Source organism: Anoxybacillus mongoliensis (assembly GCF_014201515.1).
In the GTDB taxonomy this organism is placed as follows: domain Bacteria; phylum Bacillota; class Bacilli; order Bacillales; family Anoxybacillaceae; genus Anoxybacillus; species Anoxybacillus mongoliensis.
On record NZ_JACHEQ010000001.1, the window covers coordinates 251,775 to 267,573 of the forward strand.

Below are 15,799 nucleotides of genomic sequence, written 5' to 3' on the forward strand. Positions count from 1 at the left end.
TTATTCTCGCTCCGCTAAAATAGACAAGGCATTTAAAGCGGCAACCGTAACCGTGCTCCCCCCTTTTCGTCCAACGTTCGTAATAAACGGCACGTCAAGCTTTGCTAATTCCTCTTTCGATTCCGCTGCCGAAACGAAGCCGACCGGTAAACCGATAATGAGCCCTGGGCGCGCTTCACCTTCTTTCACGAGGCGAATAAGCTCAAGAAGCGCTGTCGGCGCATTCCCGATCGCAAATATTCCCCCATCCGCCTCCTTTACTGCTTTGCGCATCGCAACAATCGCTCGCGTCGTGTTTAATCGCTTCGCCTCTTTCATGACATCATCATCAGAAATATACACGTGCACACTCCCACCATATTTCTCAAGACGCACTTTATTGATTCCAACTTGCACCATTTGCACATCAGCAACGACTTTTTTTCCTGCGCGAATCGCTGAAATACCCGCTTCAATCGCACGTGGATGAAACAATAAACTTTTCCCTAATTCAAAATCGGCGCTCGCATGAATGACGCGCTGAACAACCGCATATTGTTCGTTTGTAAATGAGTGTTCTCCGATTTCTTCATCAATGATTTGAAAGCTTTTTTGTTCAATTTGTTCTGGCTGAACAGTTAATGGGCGAAACGTTGTTCGAAAATCCATTTATTTTTCTCCTTTCTTTTTCATTTCTTCCAACGCGCGAATGACGTCAGAAAACTCATGATACACGACGGGATAAGAAAGTTTCGGACGGCGGATGACGACCGTTTCAATGCCGAGTTCTTGGGCTGCTGCAATTTTTTCATCGACAAATCCCACCCGTCCGCTTTCTTTCGTCACAAGAAGCGTCACACCGAAATGTTGCATTAAAGCGATATCTAATTGTTTCGTAAATGGACCTTGCATCGCGATAATGTTTTCTTGCGGAAAACGCAATCGTTCACACAATTCCATGTTGTCTTTTCGCGGCAACATTCGGGCAATTAAACGAACATCAGGGAGCGGAAGCAACACATGGGCAAAAATCGGCAACGTTTTACTGCCCGTCGTCAACATCACTACACCTTTTTTATTTGCCGCATACTGTGCTGCGGCTTCATAACTATCAACAAATGTGACGCGATCGTACGTAATGACGCTTTCTTTTCGTTCATAACGAATGTACGGGACATTTGCTTCTTCTGCTGCTCTCATCGCTTGACGCGACGCTTCTTCCGCAAACGGATGGCTCGCATCAACAATGGCGATCACTCCATGTTGCTGGATAAGTTGAACCATTTCATACGCTGTCAAACGCCCAACATGCGCATGCAATCCGACATGTGCCATTTGTTCTGCTGCATGCTCTGTCACAACTGTTGCAAACACATCGTGCCCAGCATCACGAATTGCCAACGCCAATTGGCGGGCATCACTCGTTCCAGATAACATCATAATCATTCGTTTCACCTCAATGTTCGTGATGATGGTGGTGATGGTGATGATGTTCGACGACATGAATGCGATATTGGCACGTATCGCAATTCATTGGCACGAAATCACCTATTGCTTCTTGTAAGCGATCGAGCACAATCGTTTGTAGCGACGGATGAAAGCCGAAATAATGCGCCTGCACAAATGACATGTGCGGATACATGCTTTGAAACTCAGAAACTTTCTTTTCTAATCGCTTAATCAGCACGCCTGTAAATAAAAAGTAAGGTAAAATAACAATTTTTTTTGCTCCGAGCTTGACACATTTTGCGACAGCCTCATCTAATGATGGATTTGTGACGCCCATAAACGCTGGTTCAACGATCGCCTTTTTATTTCGCTCCCAAAATAAACGGGCAATTTTATATAAATCGCTATTCGCATCTGGATCGCTCCCACCGCGCCCAAGCAAAATGATCGCCGTATGCTCATCTAAAACAACCTCTGCTTCTTTTAAACGATCTTGTAAAATTGTAAACGTTGCATCGTGAATGCCAAGCGGTCGTCCATACGTAAACGAAACGTGTGGATAGCGTTGTTTCGCTTCATCAATGGCTGCTGGAATATGTAATTTCGAATGACCAGCTGGTAGCAAAATAATTGGAATGATGATGACATTTTTCGCCCCCTGTTCCACACAATGAGCAATGCCGTCAATGACCGATGGAACACCAAACTCTAAAAAACATGTATGCACATAAAACGTTTTATGGATTTGCGGACGGATCGTTTGTACAAACTGGCGAACTTGTTCGTTTCCTTCTTCATCGCGACTTCCGTGCCCAACAAACAAAACAGCTTTCATCTTTTTCACTCCCCACATGCAGCCGGCTTTACTTCCATTGTTTGTCCGTAAACAAAGCCACCGACTTCTTTTTTTCGTTCAAAAAATTTATGGAAACGTTCGTTTGCATATGCTTCTTCCTTGTATTGCTCAATAATACGTGCAATCGTTGTAACAATGTCATCCGGATGAATTCCTTCTGCAACAAGCTGACCCGGATGAGCGTTTCTTCCCACTGTTTTTCCTCCTAAAAATAAGTCAAACGCCCCTTTTCGATAAACGATGCCAATATCTTCATTTACTGCACCGTAACACGCCATACCGCACCCATTAAATCCGAGACGTAACTCTTTCGGCAAAGACATCCCTCCAAATTGTTTGTACAACTGTTCAGCATAAGGAATAGCATCTTTTTTCTCCCCGTCGCAAAAATCGCACGCTTTCATCACAAGCACATCCCCAACTGGCGCAACCGTTAATCCTGCTGCTAAAAAAGATGTAATGACTTCATCCGGCCTCTCTGTTTCCATTGTCACTTTTAAATAATGATCAGGAGTATACACAATCGTCCCTCGTTCGCCAACGATGCGTGCAATATTCGCCATTTGTTGTGGTGTCAACGTTTTATTTGCCACTCCCGGACTAATCGCTACTTCTAACCGTTCCATCTTTTTTGGAGACGTCACTTTTTCATATGCTTCCTCCGCTAATGTGCGCACGTTCGCGAGCGCCCACGGTTCTGCTTCTGGTCGTAACCGTTCATGCGGCTTTAACGGTTGGACAGCACTTGATAGCGTATATTTTCGCTCGTAACCGCGCGGGGTAATCATCAAACCATCATGAACGAATGTAGAAGAGTTTCCGATAATAACAGTCGTCAACATGCCAATCTCATGTTGTAACATATCCCCTAAATTTGTGATGACTATGTGCTGCCGCTCACGATACGCGCTTTTGACAAGTCCAACAGGCGTATTTGGCGAGCGATACATTAATAAAATGCGCTGCGCTTCAACGATTTGTTGCGTACGGCGGCCACTTTTTGGATTGTATAGCGCAATGACAAAATCCGCTGCGGCAGCCGCTTCAATTCTTTTCGCGATCATATGCCACGGAGTTAAATGGTCGCTTAAACTAATCGTACATGCATCGTGCATAATCGGCGCCCCTAACAAAGCGGCGCAAGAATGAATAGCTGAAATACCTGGAATAATTTCCACCTCGACACCTGTTTCTTTTTTCCATCCTTTTTCAATTAACACTTCATAAACGAGTCCTGCCATCCCATAAAGTCCAGCATCTCCGCTTGAAATGACAGCTACCTTTTTGCCGCGCTCCGCTTGCTTGATCGCCTCTTGTGCTCGACTCACCTCTTCCGTCATTCCCGTGCTAATCACTTCTTTTCCATCAATGAGATCGATGACCAAATCGACATACGTTTTATAGCCGACGATGACATCGCTTTCCGCTATCGCCTCACGTGCCCGTTTCGTCATATGATCCACACTTCCCGGTCCAAAGCCAACAACAAACAGTTTTCCTGCCATACATTTTCACCCCTTTTTCCATCGTTCAATCCATTGCGCGAATTGTTGTTCAGTATACGTTTTCTTCTCATACTCCCATATGCGTAAAAGAAGCGGTAATGGGAAATGAAGTTCACGAAATATATTCGTTTGCGTAAATACAAAGGCAGGTGTTCCGTGCAAAACGATGCGCCCGTCATGCATGACAAACACTTCGTCCGCCCACTGCCAAACAAAATCGAGGTCATGTGTAATAACGACAAGTGTTGTGCCTGCTTCGTGACATTCATTTAATTTGCTGACTAAGCGCTCGCTTTGTGAATGATCTAAATAAGCGGACGGCTCATCGACAATAAGTAAGCGAGGTTGCGGAGCCATAGCTACCGCAAGCGATAACCATTTTTTTTGTCCAAGACTTAAATGGTGAATCGGTATATCTCTCCATCGATGAAGTGAAAACTGCTCTATCACTTCATCCATCCGCTCACGATTTGATTGCAAACTAATCGCTAGTTCTTCTTCAATGGTCGAAGCTAAAAATTGGTGTTCTGGGTTTTGAAAAACGACGCCGACATGTTGTCGCAAATCGTACCGTAGTCGCCGATCTTCCACCCTTTTTCCTTCCCAATACACGTCTCCTTTCGTTGGGCGGTAAATGCCGTTTGCGTGCAGAAGCCACGTCGTTTTTCCACAACCATTTTTCCCAATTAACGCATATTTTTTCCCGCGCTCAATCGTAAGCGATACACCTTTTAGCGCGTATGCACCGTTTCGGTACGTATAATGAACATCATGAAACGTTAACATATAAGCCCTCCATCATAAGTAAAACAACGAGCCACACACATGTTTCAATCACATATTTTCTCGGCAATTGTTCGTCCGCACAGATCGGAAAAACAAATGATACGTTCCTCGCCTCTTGTGCAATGATCGTTGCTTCATATTCGCGCATCGTTTGGCGAAACAGTTGTGCAACAGCAAGTGAAGCGAGGTGCCAGCTTCGTTCACCATTTTTTGTTCGCACCGTCATAAACAAATGCATCGCTGCTTTTTCTAACACGAAAATGAAGCGATACGTCAACAACAATAGCTCAATAAATGCTTTAGGAACGTGCCATTTACTTAATGCATGAGCAATACGAAAAAATGGCGTTGTGATCGCGAGAAAAAAGAGAGTAAACGAACTTGCCAATGCTCGCAAGCAAATCGTCGCCGCTTGCGCCATATTTTCACTGACAAAATGAATCGTACGATCAACTGTAAAAAGAAGGGGAACACAGCTTCCGATAATGATGAGCCCCATGATGATAAAAAAGCGAACACAAACACGCCAAGGTAAGCGCGCATGATAAAGAAGCCAGACGAATAGCCAAACGATAATAATACAGCGAACGACATTCGTTCCACATAATGCCCATATGAGCAACATACACGTAAGCGTCAATTTAAATGTGACATTTAATTTAGCAAGCTTGTTTCGATAAGCCCATTCATCAAGCCAACTAACCATTTCGCTTTCGCCCTTTATACAGTCCGATAATATATCCAATCACTCCAGCACCAAGCGCTGCTTGTACCGAAAACAGCAACGTCTCTACCTCACCGCCCGGCGGCTCAAATAAAACATCAAACCACGGTTCATATTGTGGAGAGATTTGTTGAATCATTTTTTCCGCAAGCGTATCAGCCCCAGCAAACTCCGTATTTTTCACAATAAATAGCGGCAACACGATCAACAATGCGGCAATGAACAACAATAGACGATTCATTTAAAAAACACTCCCCTCTCCTCTAACAAATCTAACTCTCGCTTCGAGTACGTATGCAAAAAGTTCCATACGACGACGGTAAGAAGTCCTTCCGTAATCGCAAGTGGTAATTGTGTCACCGCAAAAATGGAAGCGAATTTCAAAAATGCGCCCCATACGCCGCTCGTTACATCTGGAAATGCTAGAGCGAGTTGAAACGACGTCATAACGTATGTCGCCAAATTAGCCATCATCGCCGCTAAAAAGACAGACATACGCAACGATATTCCACACTTTTTACATAGAACGAACAAGCCGTACGCAACAAACGGGCCAACAACCGCCATCGAAAATGCATTCGCCCCAAGCGTCGTCAAGCCACCATGCGCAAGCAAAAGCGCTTGAAACAATAATACTGCTGTACCAATGACCGTCATCATAAACGGGCCAAATAAAAGCGCCCCAAATCCTGTCCCGGTCGGATGCGAGCTACTTCCCGTCACCGATGGAATTTTTAATGCTGAGAGAACAAATGTAAACGCCGTCGCAAGCGCAAGAAGTAGTTTCGCCTCTGGCTTTTGTTTCATGAGGCGCGTCATTGTACGCAAACCAATAAAGAAAAACGGTAAAAATAGCAACCACCAAACGAGAGCCCATTGCCAAGGTAAAAACCCTTCCATAATGTGCATCGCATATACAGAAGGCGAGAGTGCAAATAAAATATAGACAGTAAGGCACACGCTAACGAACAAAAACAACGATTTCTTCACTTCTCCTTCCCCCTTGTCGCCACGCTATATTCAGGCATAACAAAACCTTCATCATATGTGTACGTCACATATTCATGCAATACTTCACCATCACGTACATGTTTTCGGACAATGTCCCGCGCAACTTGTTCATCGATCGTACGATACCAAACACCTTCTGGATACACGATGACCACACATGCATCTTCACAGCGACCGTTGCACCTCGTCCGCGTCGTATGCACGTAAGCATGTAGTTGAAGTTGATCAATTTCATCACGAATGGCTTGCGTCACCTCTTCTCCCCGTTTTCGCATGCAGCTTGCTCCATTGCAAATAAGTACATGATGTTTCGTTCCTTGCAAATTCCACGTTGCCATATATCGTCGCTCCTTTTTTCAAAATAAAAAGCACCTCTAGGCAGAGGTGCAGAAAAAACGAAAGATTCAAAAAATAGAGCATACGCCACTAAGCATATATAACGTCCATCGTTCCCGCACGTCTCCCTATATTCCCGTAGGCAGCCGACGTATCGCAAGCAGGCAGGTCTCCTGGCTTAGGTTCATCATTTCGCTGCGCCTTCCCAAAAAATCAGTGGCACGTTGCAGCGAAACTCCCCATCACAGTGGCGGGTACCGCGACGGCTTTGCACCGTTCTTCCCTTTTAAGCATACAAACGTATGCACCGTACTTGCTCATCATATATACGTTTTCAAAGAACATGGTGTTAATCATATGATACACCATTTTTTTCTTCTTGCCTATCCTGTTTACAAAAAAGAGCCTCCCTATTCAGAAGGCGCCTTGTAGTAATCGCACGAAAATCGTTTCACGATCGTATGTGGAATAATGATTCGCTTAATCGGCTCATTTGGGTTTTCGATTTGTTGAATTAAATTTCTTGCTGCTTCAAAGCCAAGTTGAAAAATATGAATGTCTACCGATGTAAGCGGTGGACGAGAAATTTCCGATAAAAGTACGTTGTTAAAACTGACGATCGATACATCTCCCGGCACGCTTAATCCCATTTCAGCAAGCGTATTTAATACCCCAAGCGCCATTAAATCGTCGGCAACAACGAGCGCAGTTGGCGGTTCAGCAAGTGAAAGCAACTCTTTCATCGCCTCTTGTCCGCCTTCTTTTAAAAATTCTTCATGCACAATGTAATCTTTTCGATATACAAGACCTGCAGATTTTAACGCTTTTTCATAACCGCGCAAACGATCCATCGTTACAATGAGATTGACGTTTCCACCGACAAACGCGATGCGCTCATGACCGAGTTCAATTAAATATTCTGTCGCCTCACGCGCCGCCCGAACGTTATCGTTATCAACGTGCGTAATCTCCTCTGCTTTTTTATGCGGTTTTCCAATGACAACAAACGGCACATCTTCTTTCTGTAAATACGCCATAATTTTATCGTTCGCACGCGAATACAGCAAAATGACACCATCGACGCGCTTTCCTTGCACCATATGCACGACCCCGTCGTAAATTTCCGCTTCCGTTTCCCCTGTCGATAACTGCAACGCATATTGCCGATCATGCACCGCTTTACTAATGCCGCGAATAACTTCTGGGAAAAACGGGTTTTGAAACGCTTTATCAGCTGAGCTCGGCATGACGAGCCCGATCACTTGCGTCGACTTATTCGCCAAACTGCGCGCGATGAAATTCGGATGATAGCCAAGCTCTTTCATTGCCTCGCGCACTTTTTTCTTCGTTTTTTCGCTAATGCGCGGGCTATCTGCGATGACGCGGGAAACGGTCGATGGCGCCACATTCGCTCGCTTCGCTACATCTTTAATCGTTACTGTCATAAAAATCCCCCATCTCTTACAAAACAAACGTGTTTGTCGCTTCATCGATGACTCGTTGTTCCCCATTAACAACAATTGTGGACGGTACATCGCCAACAAATGCGACATGCAATTGCCATGTTGGTTGGTACGTCCCATCTGTTTTTACGTCAAAATGAACGGTATGATCAACAAACGTTGCTCGAATATGCATGCGCGCATATTCCCCTTTTTCATACGCAAACGTTGCGCCGTCATCATCATAAAGCGTGTATGTCGATGTTCCTTCTTTCATTGTATACACGTACAATGTCATTTGTTCATTAGCCGTAGCGGTCGATAGCTTTACATCGGCGTGAGCGATCATCGCCCCTTCTTTCACATATATCGGCAAACGATCAAGCGGTGCTTCGACAATATATCGGTGACCACCTTCAAATTTTTCTTTCGTCCAATAATCAACCCAACGTCCTTCTGGGAAGTACACGATACGATGCGCTGTATACGGACGCATCACCGGAGCGACCATTACTTCATTTCCAACCATAAATTGATCTGAGATGTTCCACGTTTCGCGATCGTTCGGATATTCCATCATCAGCGGGCGCATCATCGGCACACCTGTTTGATGCGCTTCAAAATATAACGAGTAGAAGTGCGGTAACCATTCATAACGCAATTCAATATATCGTTTTATGATTTGTTCATATGTTTCCCCAAACGCCCACGGTTCTTGCCGTGCAAAACCGATCGCACAATGATTGCGGAAATATGGGAAAAATGCCCCAACTTGCGTCCAACGAACGAGCAGTTCTCCATTCGCATCATGCGCAAATCCACCGACATCTGCCCCGCAAAACGCCACTGCGGATAATCCTAAGTTTAAGCACATCGGTATCGACAGTTCAAGATGCTCCCAAAAGCTACGATTATCGCCTGTCCATACCGCTGCATAGCGATGAATACCGGCAAATCCTGCACGCGTCAATACGAACGGACGTTTTCCTTTCAGTTGCTTTTTCAATGCATGATACGTCGCCTCTGTCATCATCATCCCGTATACGTTATGCACTTGACGATGTGTTTTCCATCCGTCATGAACAACTTGTTCATCCATCGTTTTTGTCTCGTTAAACACGGATGGCTCATTCATATCGTTCCAAATGCCTTCAATGCCAATGTCCGTATAAAACGTATGTTGTTCGCCCCACCATTTGCGCACTTTTTTCTTTAAAAAATCTGGAAACACGCTCGTACCTGGCCAAACGTCTCCTTTATATAGCGTTCCGTCAGCATATTTACCAAAATAATCTTTTTGCACTCCATCACGATACGTATCATACTCCGCATCGACTTTCACGCCCGGATCGACAATCGGAACGATATGAACCCCTTGTTCTTTTGCATATTGAACGAGCGATTGCGGATGTGGAAATCGTTTTTGATCAAATGTGAATACACGATATTCATCCATATAATGAATGTCCAAATATACTGCATCAAGCGGAATGTGTTTTGCCCGAAACGTATCGATGAGTTCACGCACTTCCTGCTCGGTTTCATAGCTATAACGCGATTGATGATACCCGAGCGCCCATTTCGGTGGTAGCGGCATACGTCCAACAAGATGCGTATATTGTGCTAACACATCTTTCGGATGCGGCCCAGCAAACACATAATAATCAAGTGCCCCACCATCTGATGTAAACGTATAAAACGATTCATGACGTAAATCAAACGTCGTTTTATACGTATGATCGAAAAAAATGCCGTGCGCATGCCCGTTTTTTAACACCATCATATACGGATGCGACTGATATAACGGATCTGTTTCTAAATTGTGCGGCGCATACACATCCGTATTCCACATCGTCCATATCGCACCGCGCTTATTTAACACACCTGTTTTTTCCCCTAATCCATATACGACGTCTGTCGGAGCAAGCGCATGTGTACACCGCATACGCCCTTTCGCTTGAAAACATACAGGTTGTTCATCGCGCACAAGCAGCGTTCCTTCATTGTCGTATATCGCTAACCGAAACGGACTTCGCTCGATGACGACCGTTAATTGTTTCGTCTGCAACTCCCATCCGTTTTCTTTTTCCCGAACGTGCACGTCTACTTTTTCTGGTGTTGCGATGACCGCTGGGCTAACGGAATTGTACGTTCCATCGAACGGATCGATCGTCACCCGAACGATATCGCCACGATAAAAATGAATATTAACAACTGCTTCGTCGCACGTCAATGCAAATATTTGTTTTTTACCTTCAATTTTTTGCACATCTCCAATCGGTTGCCACACTTCTTTTTCGTCCGCTTGATCGATCGGTCGGATCGCAAAACTCGTATCTTCTAACATGTTCTCTCCCCCATCATCATTACGCTTTTCGTTTGCGCGCGAAGTATAAAAACAGTCCAAATGCCGTATATACCGCAACAAGTGCCGCGATAAACGGAATGTTTAATCCCGTTTTTGGCGCAAGCACGTAAATTTCCGCCGTTTCGCGATCTAAAATGATATCGTACTTCCCATCTTTGCTGCGCACTAAATCTCCTGCAAGCAACCCGCGCAATTCTTTTCCTTGTTCTAATTCATTTGTTAACGTTACTTTTTGCGTTTTTGACGTATTGTTAATCGCAATGACTGCTGTTTCGTTTTTATACGTTCGTTTAAAGAGCGCCATGCCGTCTTTTTCATAAAGCAACTCAAAATCACCTCGGCGAAGCGACGGAAGCTTCTCGCGCAATTCACCGAGCTTTGTGACATAATCAACGAGCTCTTTATCAGTACGGAAATTCATTAAACGACGATTGTCTGGATCTTCCCCACCATCAAGCGCAATTTCTGTTCCATAGTACATAATCGGAATGCCCGGTGCTGAAAACAAATACGTCAGTCCAAGCTTTAAACGCGTCACCGGATTGATGCGGTTTTGCAAGGCTAATCGGGTAAAACGAACCGTATCATGATTATCTAAAAATGTGCCAAGTAAATACGGACGGTCATAAAACGCCTCGTTTCGCTTCCATACGTTGTAAATTGGCTCAAGCGATTGATCGACGTTTGAAAAAATCGTTGATGCTTCTTTATAAAACGGAAAATCAATTAATGCATCAATCCCGTGCTTCCCATATTCCGCAACATAGCGCGGATCGTCATGCCACACTTCACCAAGAAGGAAAAAGTCTTGTTTCACCGATTTCACTTCTTTTGAAAACTCGTCCCAAAACCATTTCGGCACATGTTTGACCGTATCTAAACGATAGCCATCAATATCCGTTTCTTGAATCCACCATTTTGCAACATCAAATAAGTACGCTTTCACTTCTGGATTTTCTTGCGCTAAATCAGGGAGACCAAATAGCCAGCCATTTTCGACTTCTTGCTGGTTCGCCCAATTGAAAATGTCTTTTTTCTCATGAAACCAATCTTTTTTCGCTGGATCGTTTAGCCACGGGTGATTGTAACCCGTATGGTTCACTACAAAATCTAAAATAACTTTCATATCGCGTTTATGCGCTTCTTTTACAAGTCGTTTAAAATCATCGAGCGTGCCAAAATGCTCTTCCACTTTGTAAAAGTCTTCAATCCAATAACCGTGATACCCGCCTTTTTCATTCGCAAAAATCGGGGTCAACCAAATTGCTGTAAAGCCCATTTGTTTTATGTAGTCGAGCTTGTCAATAATTCCTTGCAAATCACCGCCATGATACGCTTTCGGATCATGTACGTCCACTTCATAGTCATTTTTCGGATTTCCGTTATTAAAACGGTCGACCATAATAAAATAAATGCGTTCATCTTGCCACGTTCGCTCCGTTTCTGCGCTTGTTGGCAACGCAACTGAAAATAAAAACACAAAAACAAGTAGCGCACGACATACATGTTTCATCCTATTCACTCCCCATTCATTCCAAAGCTTCTTATGTTAATATATCTCGAAATAGTAAGAAAGGAAAGAACCTAAGCGATTCTTTCCTTCCGTTTCTCACCCTTTTGTTCCACCTGCCGTTAAGCCAGAGACGAAATACTTTTGGAATGAAAGGAAGAGAATAGCGATCGGCACCGCAATTAAAACGGAACCTGCCGCAAACGTTGTAAATTCACTACCAAATTGTTTTGCGACTAAATCGTACAATCCGACCGCAAGCGTATATTTTTCTTTACTGCGCAGCAACACGCTCGCTAAAATGAAATCGCCAAACGGTGCAATAAACGTAAATAGCGCCACAACCGCAATAATCGGTTTCGCAAGCGGTAAAACGATTTGAAAGAAAATGCGCAAATGTCCTGCTCCGTCAATTTTCGCTGATTCATCGAGCTCTTTCGGGATCGTATCTAAATATCCTTTCATCAGCCACGTATTCATCGGAATGGCACCGCCGACGTATACAAGAATTAACCCTAAATGCGTATCGACTAATCCCGTTAAAAGTGCCAAAATGAAAATCGCAATTAACGCCGCAAAGTTTGGGATCATTTGTAAAATCAAAAACGTCATCAGCCCGTTTTGGCGCCCGATAAAGCGATAACGCGAAAATGAATAAGCCGTTAAACTAACTAAAATGACGGAAAAAATCATCGTCAACGTTGAAATTTTTAAAGAGTTCCAATACCAAGTCAAATAGTCACTTTGCGATGTATCAAACAATTTTTTGTAATGGGCAAGCGTGGCGTTGTCCGGAATCATTTTCGACCCCGATAAGCTTTGCCCCGGGTTAAACGACGAGCCAACGACCCAAAGAAGCGGATAGACGATAATGATCGTCATCACCAAAATGACTGCATACGACAACGTAAGCCGAATGAGTTTTTGTCTTTTCATATCCATATTACATCATATCCTCTTCTTTAAATGATTTTGTTCTTCTAAACTGCCATAATGCGACAGATACGACAACGAGCGAAAGCAATAACGTAATCGCTGCTGCTTTCGAATATTGCGCAGACGTCATCGTTAAACGATAAATCCACGAAATTAAAATATCTGTCGCACCTGCATTTTGCCCAGATACCGCAGGGCCGCCACCATTAAATAAGTAAATGATGTTAAAGTTGTTGAAGTTAAACGTATATTGCGTAATTAAAATTGGCGCTGTCGCATACAACACGAGCGGAAGTGTAATTTTCGTAAACTTTTGCCAACTTGAAGCACCATCGACTGTCGCCGCTTCATACAATTCATTCGGAATCGCTTGCAATACCCCTGTTGTCATCGCAAAGACGAACGGGAAGCCGAGCCACGTTTGAATAAGAATCAACGCTACTTTCGTCCAAAATGGATCGGTCATCCATTCAAGCGGCTTGATGCCAAATGCAGCTAAAATCGTTTTATTAATGACCCCGAACGATTCGTTAAACATACCTGAGAAAACGAGAATCGTCACAAACGCTGGAACAGCCCAAGGTAAAATGAAAATCGTCCGAATGATCGCTTTTCCTTTTAAGTCTTTTTGGTTCACGATAATGGCTAGGAAAATACCGAGCGCAATTTGTAACGTTGTTGCACCGAACGTCCAAACGATCGTCCAGGCAAGTACGTTAATAAACGTTTTCCGCCAAAGATCGAGCTTCACTAAATCAATGAAGTTTTGAAATCCGACCCAATCAACAAGCTTTGCTGGCGGGGAATGATACAAATCATAGTTTGTAAACGCCAATAACACGACGAAAATAATCGGGAAAATAACGACGAACACAAGTAAAATAAAACCTGGTGAAATCATTAAATATGGAAAGCCGTTGTCTACAAGCGCACGATATTGCTCGCGCAACGAGCTAATTTTCAACCCTAAATCGCGTTTTTGCCCATTTTTATAGGCGTCGCGCAAATTAAATGCATAAAACCCAAGACCAAACACCGAAATAATAACCGCTAAAATTCCTTCAACGAGCAAGAAAATGGAATGGTCACGTCCAACAACTTCACCGAGCGTAAAGATTCCCCACCATCCCATATTTAATAAATCTTTAAAAACGATCAAAAACGAAGCAGCTAAAATAAAAAATGAGATACCTTTCACGTATTGACGATTATATAGTTGTCCAAATCCCGGAATAAGTGATAAACCGAGGGCAATTTTCCGATGGTTCGATTGATACATTGGTGTTTCCATTGATTTTGTCTCCTTTCTAAACAATGGCGAGGAGCGCACTTGAATGTGAATAACTAAACAAATAAAAGAAAGTTGAAGCAGTACCTCTACAAGAGAGGTACCGCTCACTTCTTACTTGCTTGGATGGTTTGTTTCAATGTTCGTTTTAATTGTTTTTACAGCTTCGTCAAGCGCTTGTTTTGGCTCCGCTTTTTGGTTTGCCACAAGTTGAAGTGCTGTCGCCATTGGTCCCCATACTTCTGCCATTTCAGGAATGTTTGGCATTGGAATCGCGTATTGAGATTGGATCGCAACCGCTTTTGCCCCTTCATCTTCTGCGATTAATGGATCGTTAATGAGCGACTTCACAGGCGGAATTTCACGCGTTAACTCGAAACGTTTTTTCGCATTTTCTTCGTTTGTAATAAACTCAATAAGTTTTGTTGCCCATTCAGGATGTTTAGAGAACGCAGATACGTGCCATCCTTTTACACCCATAAATGTTTTCACAGGCTCACCGTTTGGTAATTTCGGCATTGGTGCGACACCGATATCGATGCCTGCATCACGCATACCTTGGAACGCCCACGGACCGTTCATGACAGATGCTGCTTTTCCTTCGTTGAATAAGCCGTCCATCGCTGAACCGCCGTTTTCACCGATAATACCTTTCGGGAACAATTCTTTATACCATTTTTGAATATATTCTGTTCCTTTGACTGCTCCTTCATTATTTAAGCCGATGTCGTTGCGATCTAACGCACCGTTATTGTTTTTAAATACGTAACCGCCCATACCAGCGATCACACCGTGTGCAAAATAGAAGTTATCCCAAAGCGCTAAGAAACCGTATTGATCACCTTTCGTAAACTCTTTTGCGAACTGATACAATTCATCCATTGTTTCTGGCGCTTTGTCCATTAACTTTTTATTGTAAATGAATACAGGAGTTTCTACCGCTTTTGGAAGTCCGTACAATTTTCCATCATACATTTGCGCTGCGATCGAAGATTCTGTGAACGTATCTAATACCGATTGATCGACTTGAATTTCGCGAATAAGCCCTTCTGTAACGAGCTGACCGATTTGGTCATGTGGAACAGTAATGACGTCAGGACCTGTGCCAGCCGGACCGTCTAAACGCAATTGATCGCGTTGTTTTGTTGCCATTTCCACTTCTTTGTACTCGACTTTAATACCATACTTTTCTTCGAACGCTTTAATCGCTGGCTCTAACGCCACACCGCGCTTCACGTCTTCCCAAACGACAAGTTTTTCCGGTTTTGGCGGCATGCCATCTTCTGATACTTCTGTTTTTCCTTCATTTTCGTTTTCTTTCGGCTTTGCCTCATCTTGTGGACCACAACCTGCCATCACACCTGCAAGTAATGCAAGCGATGAAAAAATGGATACCGTCTTTTTCATTTCGACCCCTCCTGTGTTTTAAGCAATACGTACAAACGCTTTCATTTTTGCGAAAACGATTGCACAATCTTTATCTTCATTATACAATCATTTTCCGTTTTGACAACTATTTTTTTCATCTTTTTTTGAATGAATGTTGACTTTTTAGTTCCGTTCATTTTACGCTTGACATAAGCATTGTATCCGCTTCCTTCATTCAAAA

General features: G+C 43.5%; 15 protein-coding genes and 1 riboswitch. All 15 genes read right to left on the reverse strand.

The genetic code is table 11. The annotated features are described in order from the left end of the window. The 15 genes from HNR43_RS01320 to HNR43_RS01390 all read right to left on the reverse strand — a co-directional run bounded on the left by HNR43_RS01320 (window position 1) and on the right by HNR43_RS01390 (window position 15,597). Window positions 1–648, reverse strand: a complete 648-nt coding sequence (locus HNR43_RS01320; RefSeq protein WP_183240513.1) for a precorrin-8X methylmutase — start codon at window positions 646–648, stop codon at window positions 1–3. Beyond that, entirely contained in the window at window positions 649–1,425 is a 777-nt protein-coding gene (gene cobK, locus HNR43_RS01325) for a precorrin-6A reductase (RefSeq protein WP_183240515.1), read from the reverse strand. Between the two features lie 10 nt (window positions 1,426–1,435). Further along, the gene (locus HNR43_RS01330) at window positions 1,436–2,263 is read right to left on the reverse strand and encodes a sirohydrochlorin chelatase (RefSeq protein ID WP_183240518.1); all 828 of its coding nucleotides are present in this window, start codon (window positions 2,261–2,263) and stop codon (window positions 1,436–1,438) included. A gap of 5 nt (window positions 2,264–2,268) precedes the next feature. Next, entirely contained in the window at window positions 2,269–3,789 is a 1,521-nt protein-coding gene (gene cobJ / locus HNR43_RS01335; RefSeq protein ID WP_183240520.1) for a precorrin-3B C(17)-methyltransferase, read from the reverse strand. A 6-nt stretch (window positions 3,790–3,795) separates the two neighbouring features. Next, window positions 3,796–4,575, reverse strand: a complete 780-nt coding sequence (locus tag HNR43_RS01340; protein ID WP_183240522.1) for an energy-coupling factor ABC transporter ATP-binding protein — start codon at window positions 4,573–4,575, stop codon at window positions 3,796–3,798. Continuing rightward, window positions 4,559–5,281 (reverse strand): CbiQ family ECF transporter T component, encoded by a 723-nt coding sequence (locus tag HNR43_RS01345; protein WP_171334723.1) that lies wholly within the window; start codon window positions 5,279–5,281, stop codon window positions 4,559–4,561. The genes HNR43_RS01340 and HNR43_RS01345 overlap by 17 nt, the downstream gene beginning before the upstream one ends. Then, window positions 5,274–5,540, reverse strand: coding sequence for an energy-coupling factor ABC transporter substrate-binding protein (locus tag HNR43_RS01350; RefSeq protein ID WP_171334724.1), 267 nt, complete (start codon window positions 5,538–5,540; stop codon window positions 5,274–5,276). Before HNR43_RS01350 ends, HNR43_RS01345 begins: the two co-directional genes overlap by 8 nt. After that, window positions 5,537–6,289 carry an energy-coupling factor ABC transporter permease gene (locus tag HNR43_RS01355; RefSeq protein ID WP_171334725.1) on the reverse strand — a complete coding sequence of 251 codons (753 nt, stop codon included), beginning with the start codon at window positions 6,287–6,289 and terminating at the stop codon, window positions 5,537–5,539. Before HNR43_RS01355 ends, HNR43_RS01350 begins: the two co-directional genes overlap by 4 nt. Further along, window positions 6,286–6,648, reverse strand: a complete 363-nt coding sequence (locus tag HNR43_RS01360) for a (2Fe-2S) ferredoxin domain-containing protein (RefSeq protein ID WP_171334726.1) — start codon at window positions 6,646–6,648, stop codon at window positions 6,286–6,288. The genes HNR43_RS01355 and HNR43_RS01360 overlap by 4 nt, the downstream gene beginning before the upstream one ends. Window positions 6,649–6,792: 144 nt before the next feature. Then, window positions 6,793–6,974, reverse strand: a riboswitch (cobalamin riboswitch). Window positions 6,975–7,056: 82 nt separating this feature from the next. Beyond that, window positions 7,057–8,091 carry a LacI family DNA-binding transcriptional regulator gene (locus HNR43_RS01365; RefSeq protein WP_055440504.1) on the reverse strand — a complete coding sequence of 345 codons (1,035 nt, stop codon included), beginning with the start codon at window positions 8,089–8,091 and terminating at the stop codon, window positions 7,057–7,059. A gap of 16 nt (window positions 8,092–8,107) precedes the next feature. Further along, window positions 8,108–10,435: a glycoside hydrolase family 31 protein gene (locus HNR43_RS01370; protein WP_183240524.1), complete on the reverse strand. Its 2,328-nt coding sequence runs from the start codon at window positions 10,433–10,435 to the stop codon at window positions 8,108–8,110. Window positions 10,436–10,454: 19 nt separating this feature from the next. Beyond that, window positions 10,455–11,969 (reverse strand): alpha-amylase family glycosyl hydrolase, encoded by a 1,515-nt coding sequence (locus HNR43_RS01375; protein WP_183240527.1) that lies wholly within the window; start codon window positions 11,967–11,969, stop codon window positions 10,455–10,457. 96 nt (window positions 11,970–12,065) lie between these two features. Further along, window positions 12,066–12,908, reverse strand: a complete 843-nt coding sequence (locus HNR43_RS01380; RefSeq protein ID WP_009361935.1) for a sugar ABC transporter permease — start codon at window positions 12,906–12,908, stop codon at window positions 12,066–12,068. Window position 12,909: 1 nt separating this feature from the next. Beyond that, the gene (locus HNR43_RS01385) at window positions 12,910–14,193 is read right to left on the reverse strand and encodes a carbohydrate ABC transporter permease (RefSeq protein WP_183240529.1); all 1,284 of its coding nucleotides are present in this window, start codon (window positions 14,191–14,193) and stop codon (window positions 12,910–12,912) included. Between the two features lie 111 nt (window positions 14,194–14,304). Continuing rightward, on the reverse strand, window positions 14,305–15,597 hold the full coding sequence (locus tag HNR43_RS01390; protein ID WP_183240532.1) for an extracellular solute-binding protein: 1,293 nt from the start codon (window positions 15,595–15,597) through the stop codon (window positions 14,305–14,307). Between the last annotated feature and the right edge of the window lie 202 nt (window positions 15,598–15,799).

Excerpts from the sequence above, each read along its gene's own strand:
- HNR43_RS01330 (WP_183240518.1), bottom strand. The coding sequence starts at position 2,263 with ATGAAAGCTGTTTTGTTTGTTGGGCACGGAAGTCGCGATGAAGAAGGA.
- HNR43_RS01380 (WP_009361935.1), bottom strand. The coding sequence starts at position 12,908 with ATGGATATGAAAAGACAAAAACTCATTCGGCTTACGTTGTCGTATGCA.
- cobJ (WP_183240520.1), bottom strand. The coding sequence starts at position 3,789 with ATGGCAGGAAAACTGTTTGTTGTTGGCTTTGGACCGGGAAGTGTGGAT.
- HNR43_RS01320 (WP_183240513.1), bottom strand. The coding sequence starts at position 648 with ATGGATTTTCGAACAACGTTTCGCCCATTAACTGTTCAGCCAGAACAA.
- HNR43_RS01350 (WP_171334724.1), bottom strand. The coding sequence starts at position 5,540 with ATGAATCGTCTATTGTTGTTCATTGCCGCATTGTTGATCGTGTTGCCG.
- HNR43_RS01345 (WP_171334723.1), bottom strand. The coding sequence starts at position 5,281 with ATGGTTAGTTGGCTTGATGAATGGGCTTATCGAAACAAGCTTGCTAAA.
- HNR43_RS01365 (WP_055440504.1), bottom strand. The coding sequence starts at position 8,091 with ATGACAGTAACGATTAAAGATGTAGCGAAGCGAGCGAATGTGGCGCCA.
- HNR43_RS01390 (WP_183240532.1), bottom strand. The coding sequence starts at position 15,597 with ATGAAAAAGACGGTATCCATTTTTTCATCGCTTGCATTACTTGCAGGT.
- HNR43_RS01375 (WP_183240527.1), bottom strand. The coding sequence starts at position 11,969 with ATGAAACATGTATGTCGTGCGCTACTTGTTTTTGTGTTTTTATTTTCA.
- HNR43_RS01360 (WP_171334726.1), bottom strand. The coding sequence starts at position 6,648 with ATGGCAACGTGGAATTTGCAAGGAACGAAACATCATGTACTTATTTGC.
- HNR43_RS01340 (WP_183240522.1), bottom strand. The coding sequence starts at position 4,575 with ATGTTAACGTTTCATGATGTTCATTATACGTACCGAAACGGTGCATAC.
- HNR43_RS01370 (WP_183240524.1), bottom strand. The coding sequence starts at position 10,435 with ATGTTAGAAGATACGAGTTTTGCGATCCGACCGATCGATCAAGCGGAC.
- HNR43_RS01385 (WP_183240529.1), bottom strand. The coding sequence starts at position 14,193 with ATGGAAACACCAATGTATCAATCGAACCATCGGAAAATTGCCCTCGGT.
- cobK (WP_183240515.1), bottom strand. The coding sequence starts at position 1,425 with ATGATTATGATGTTATCTGGAACGAGTGATGCCCGCCAATTGGCGTTG.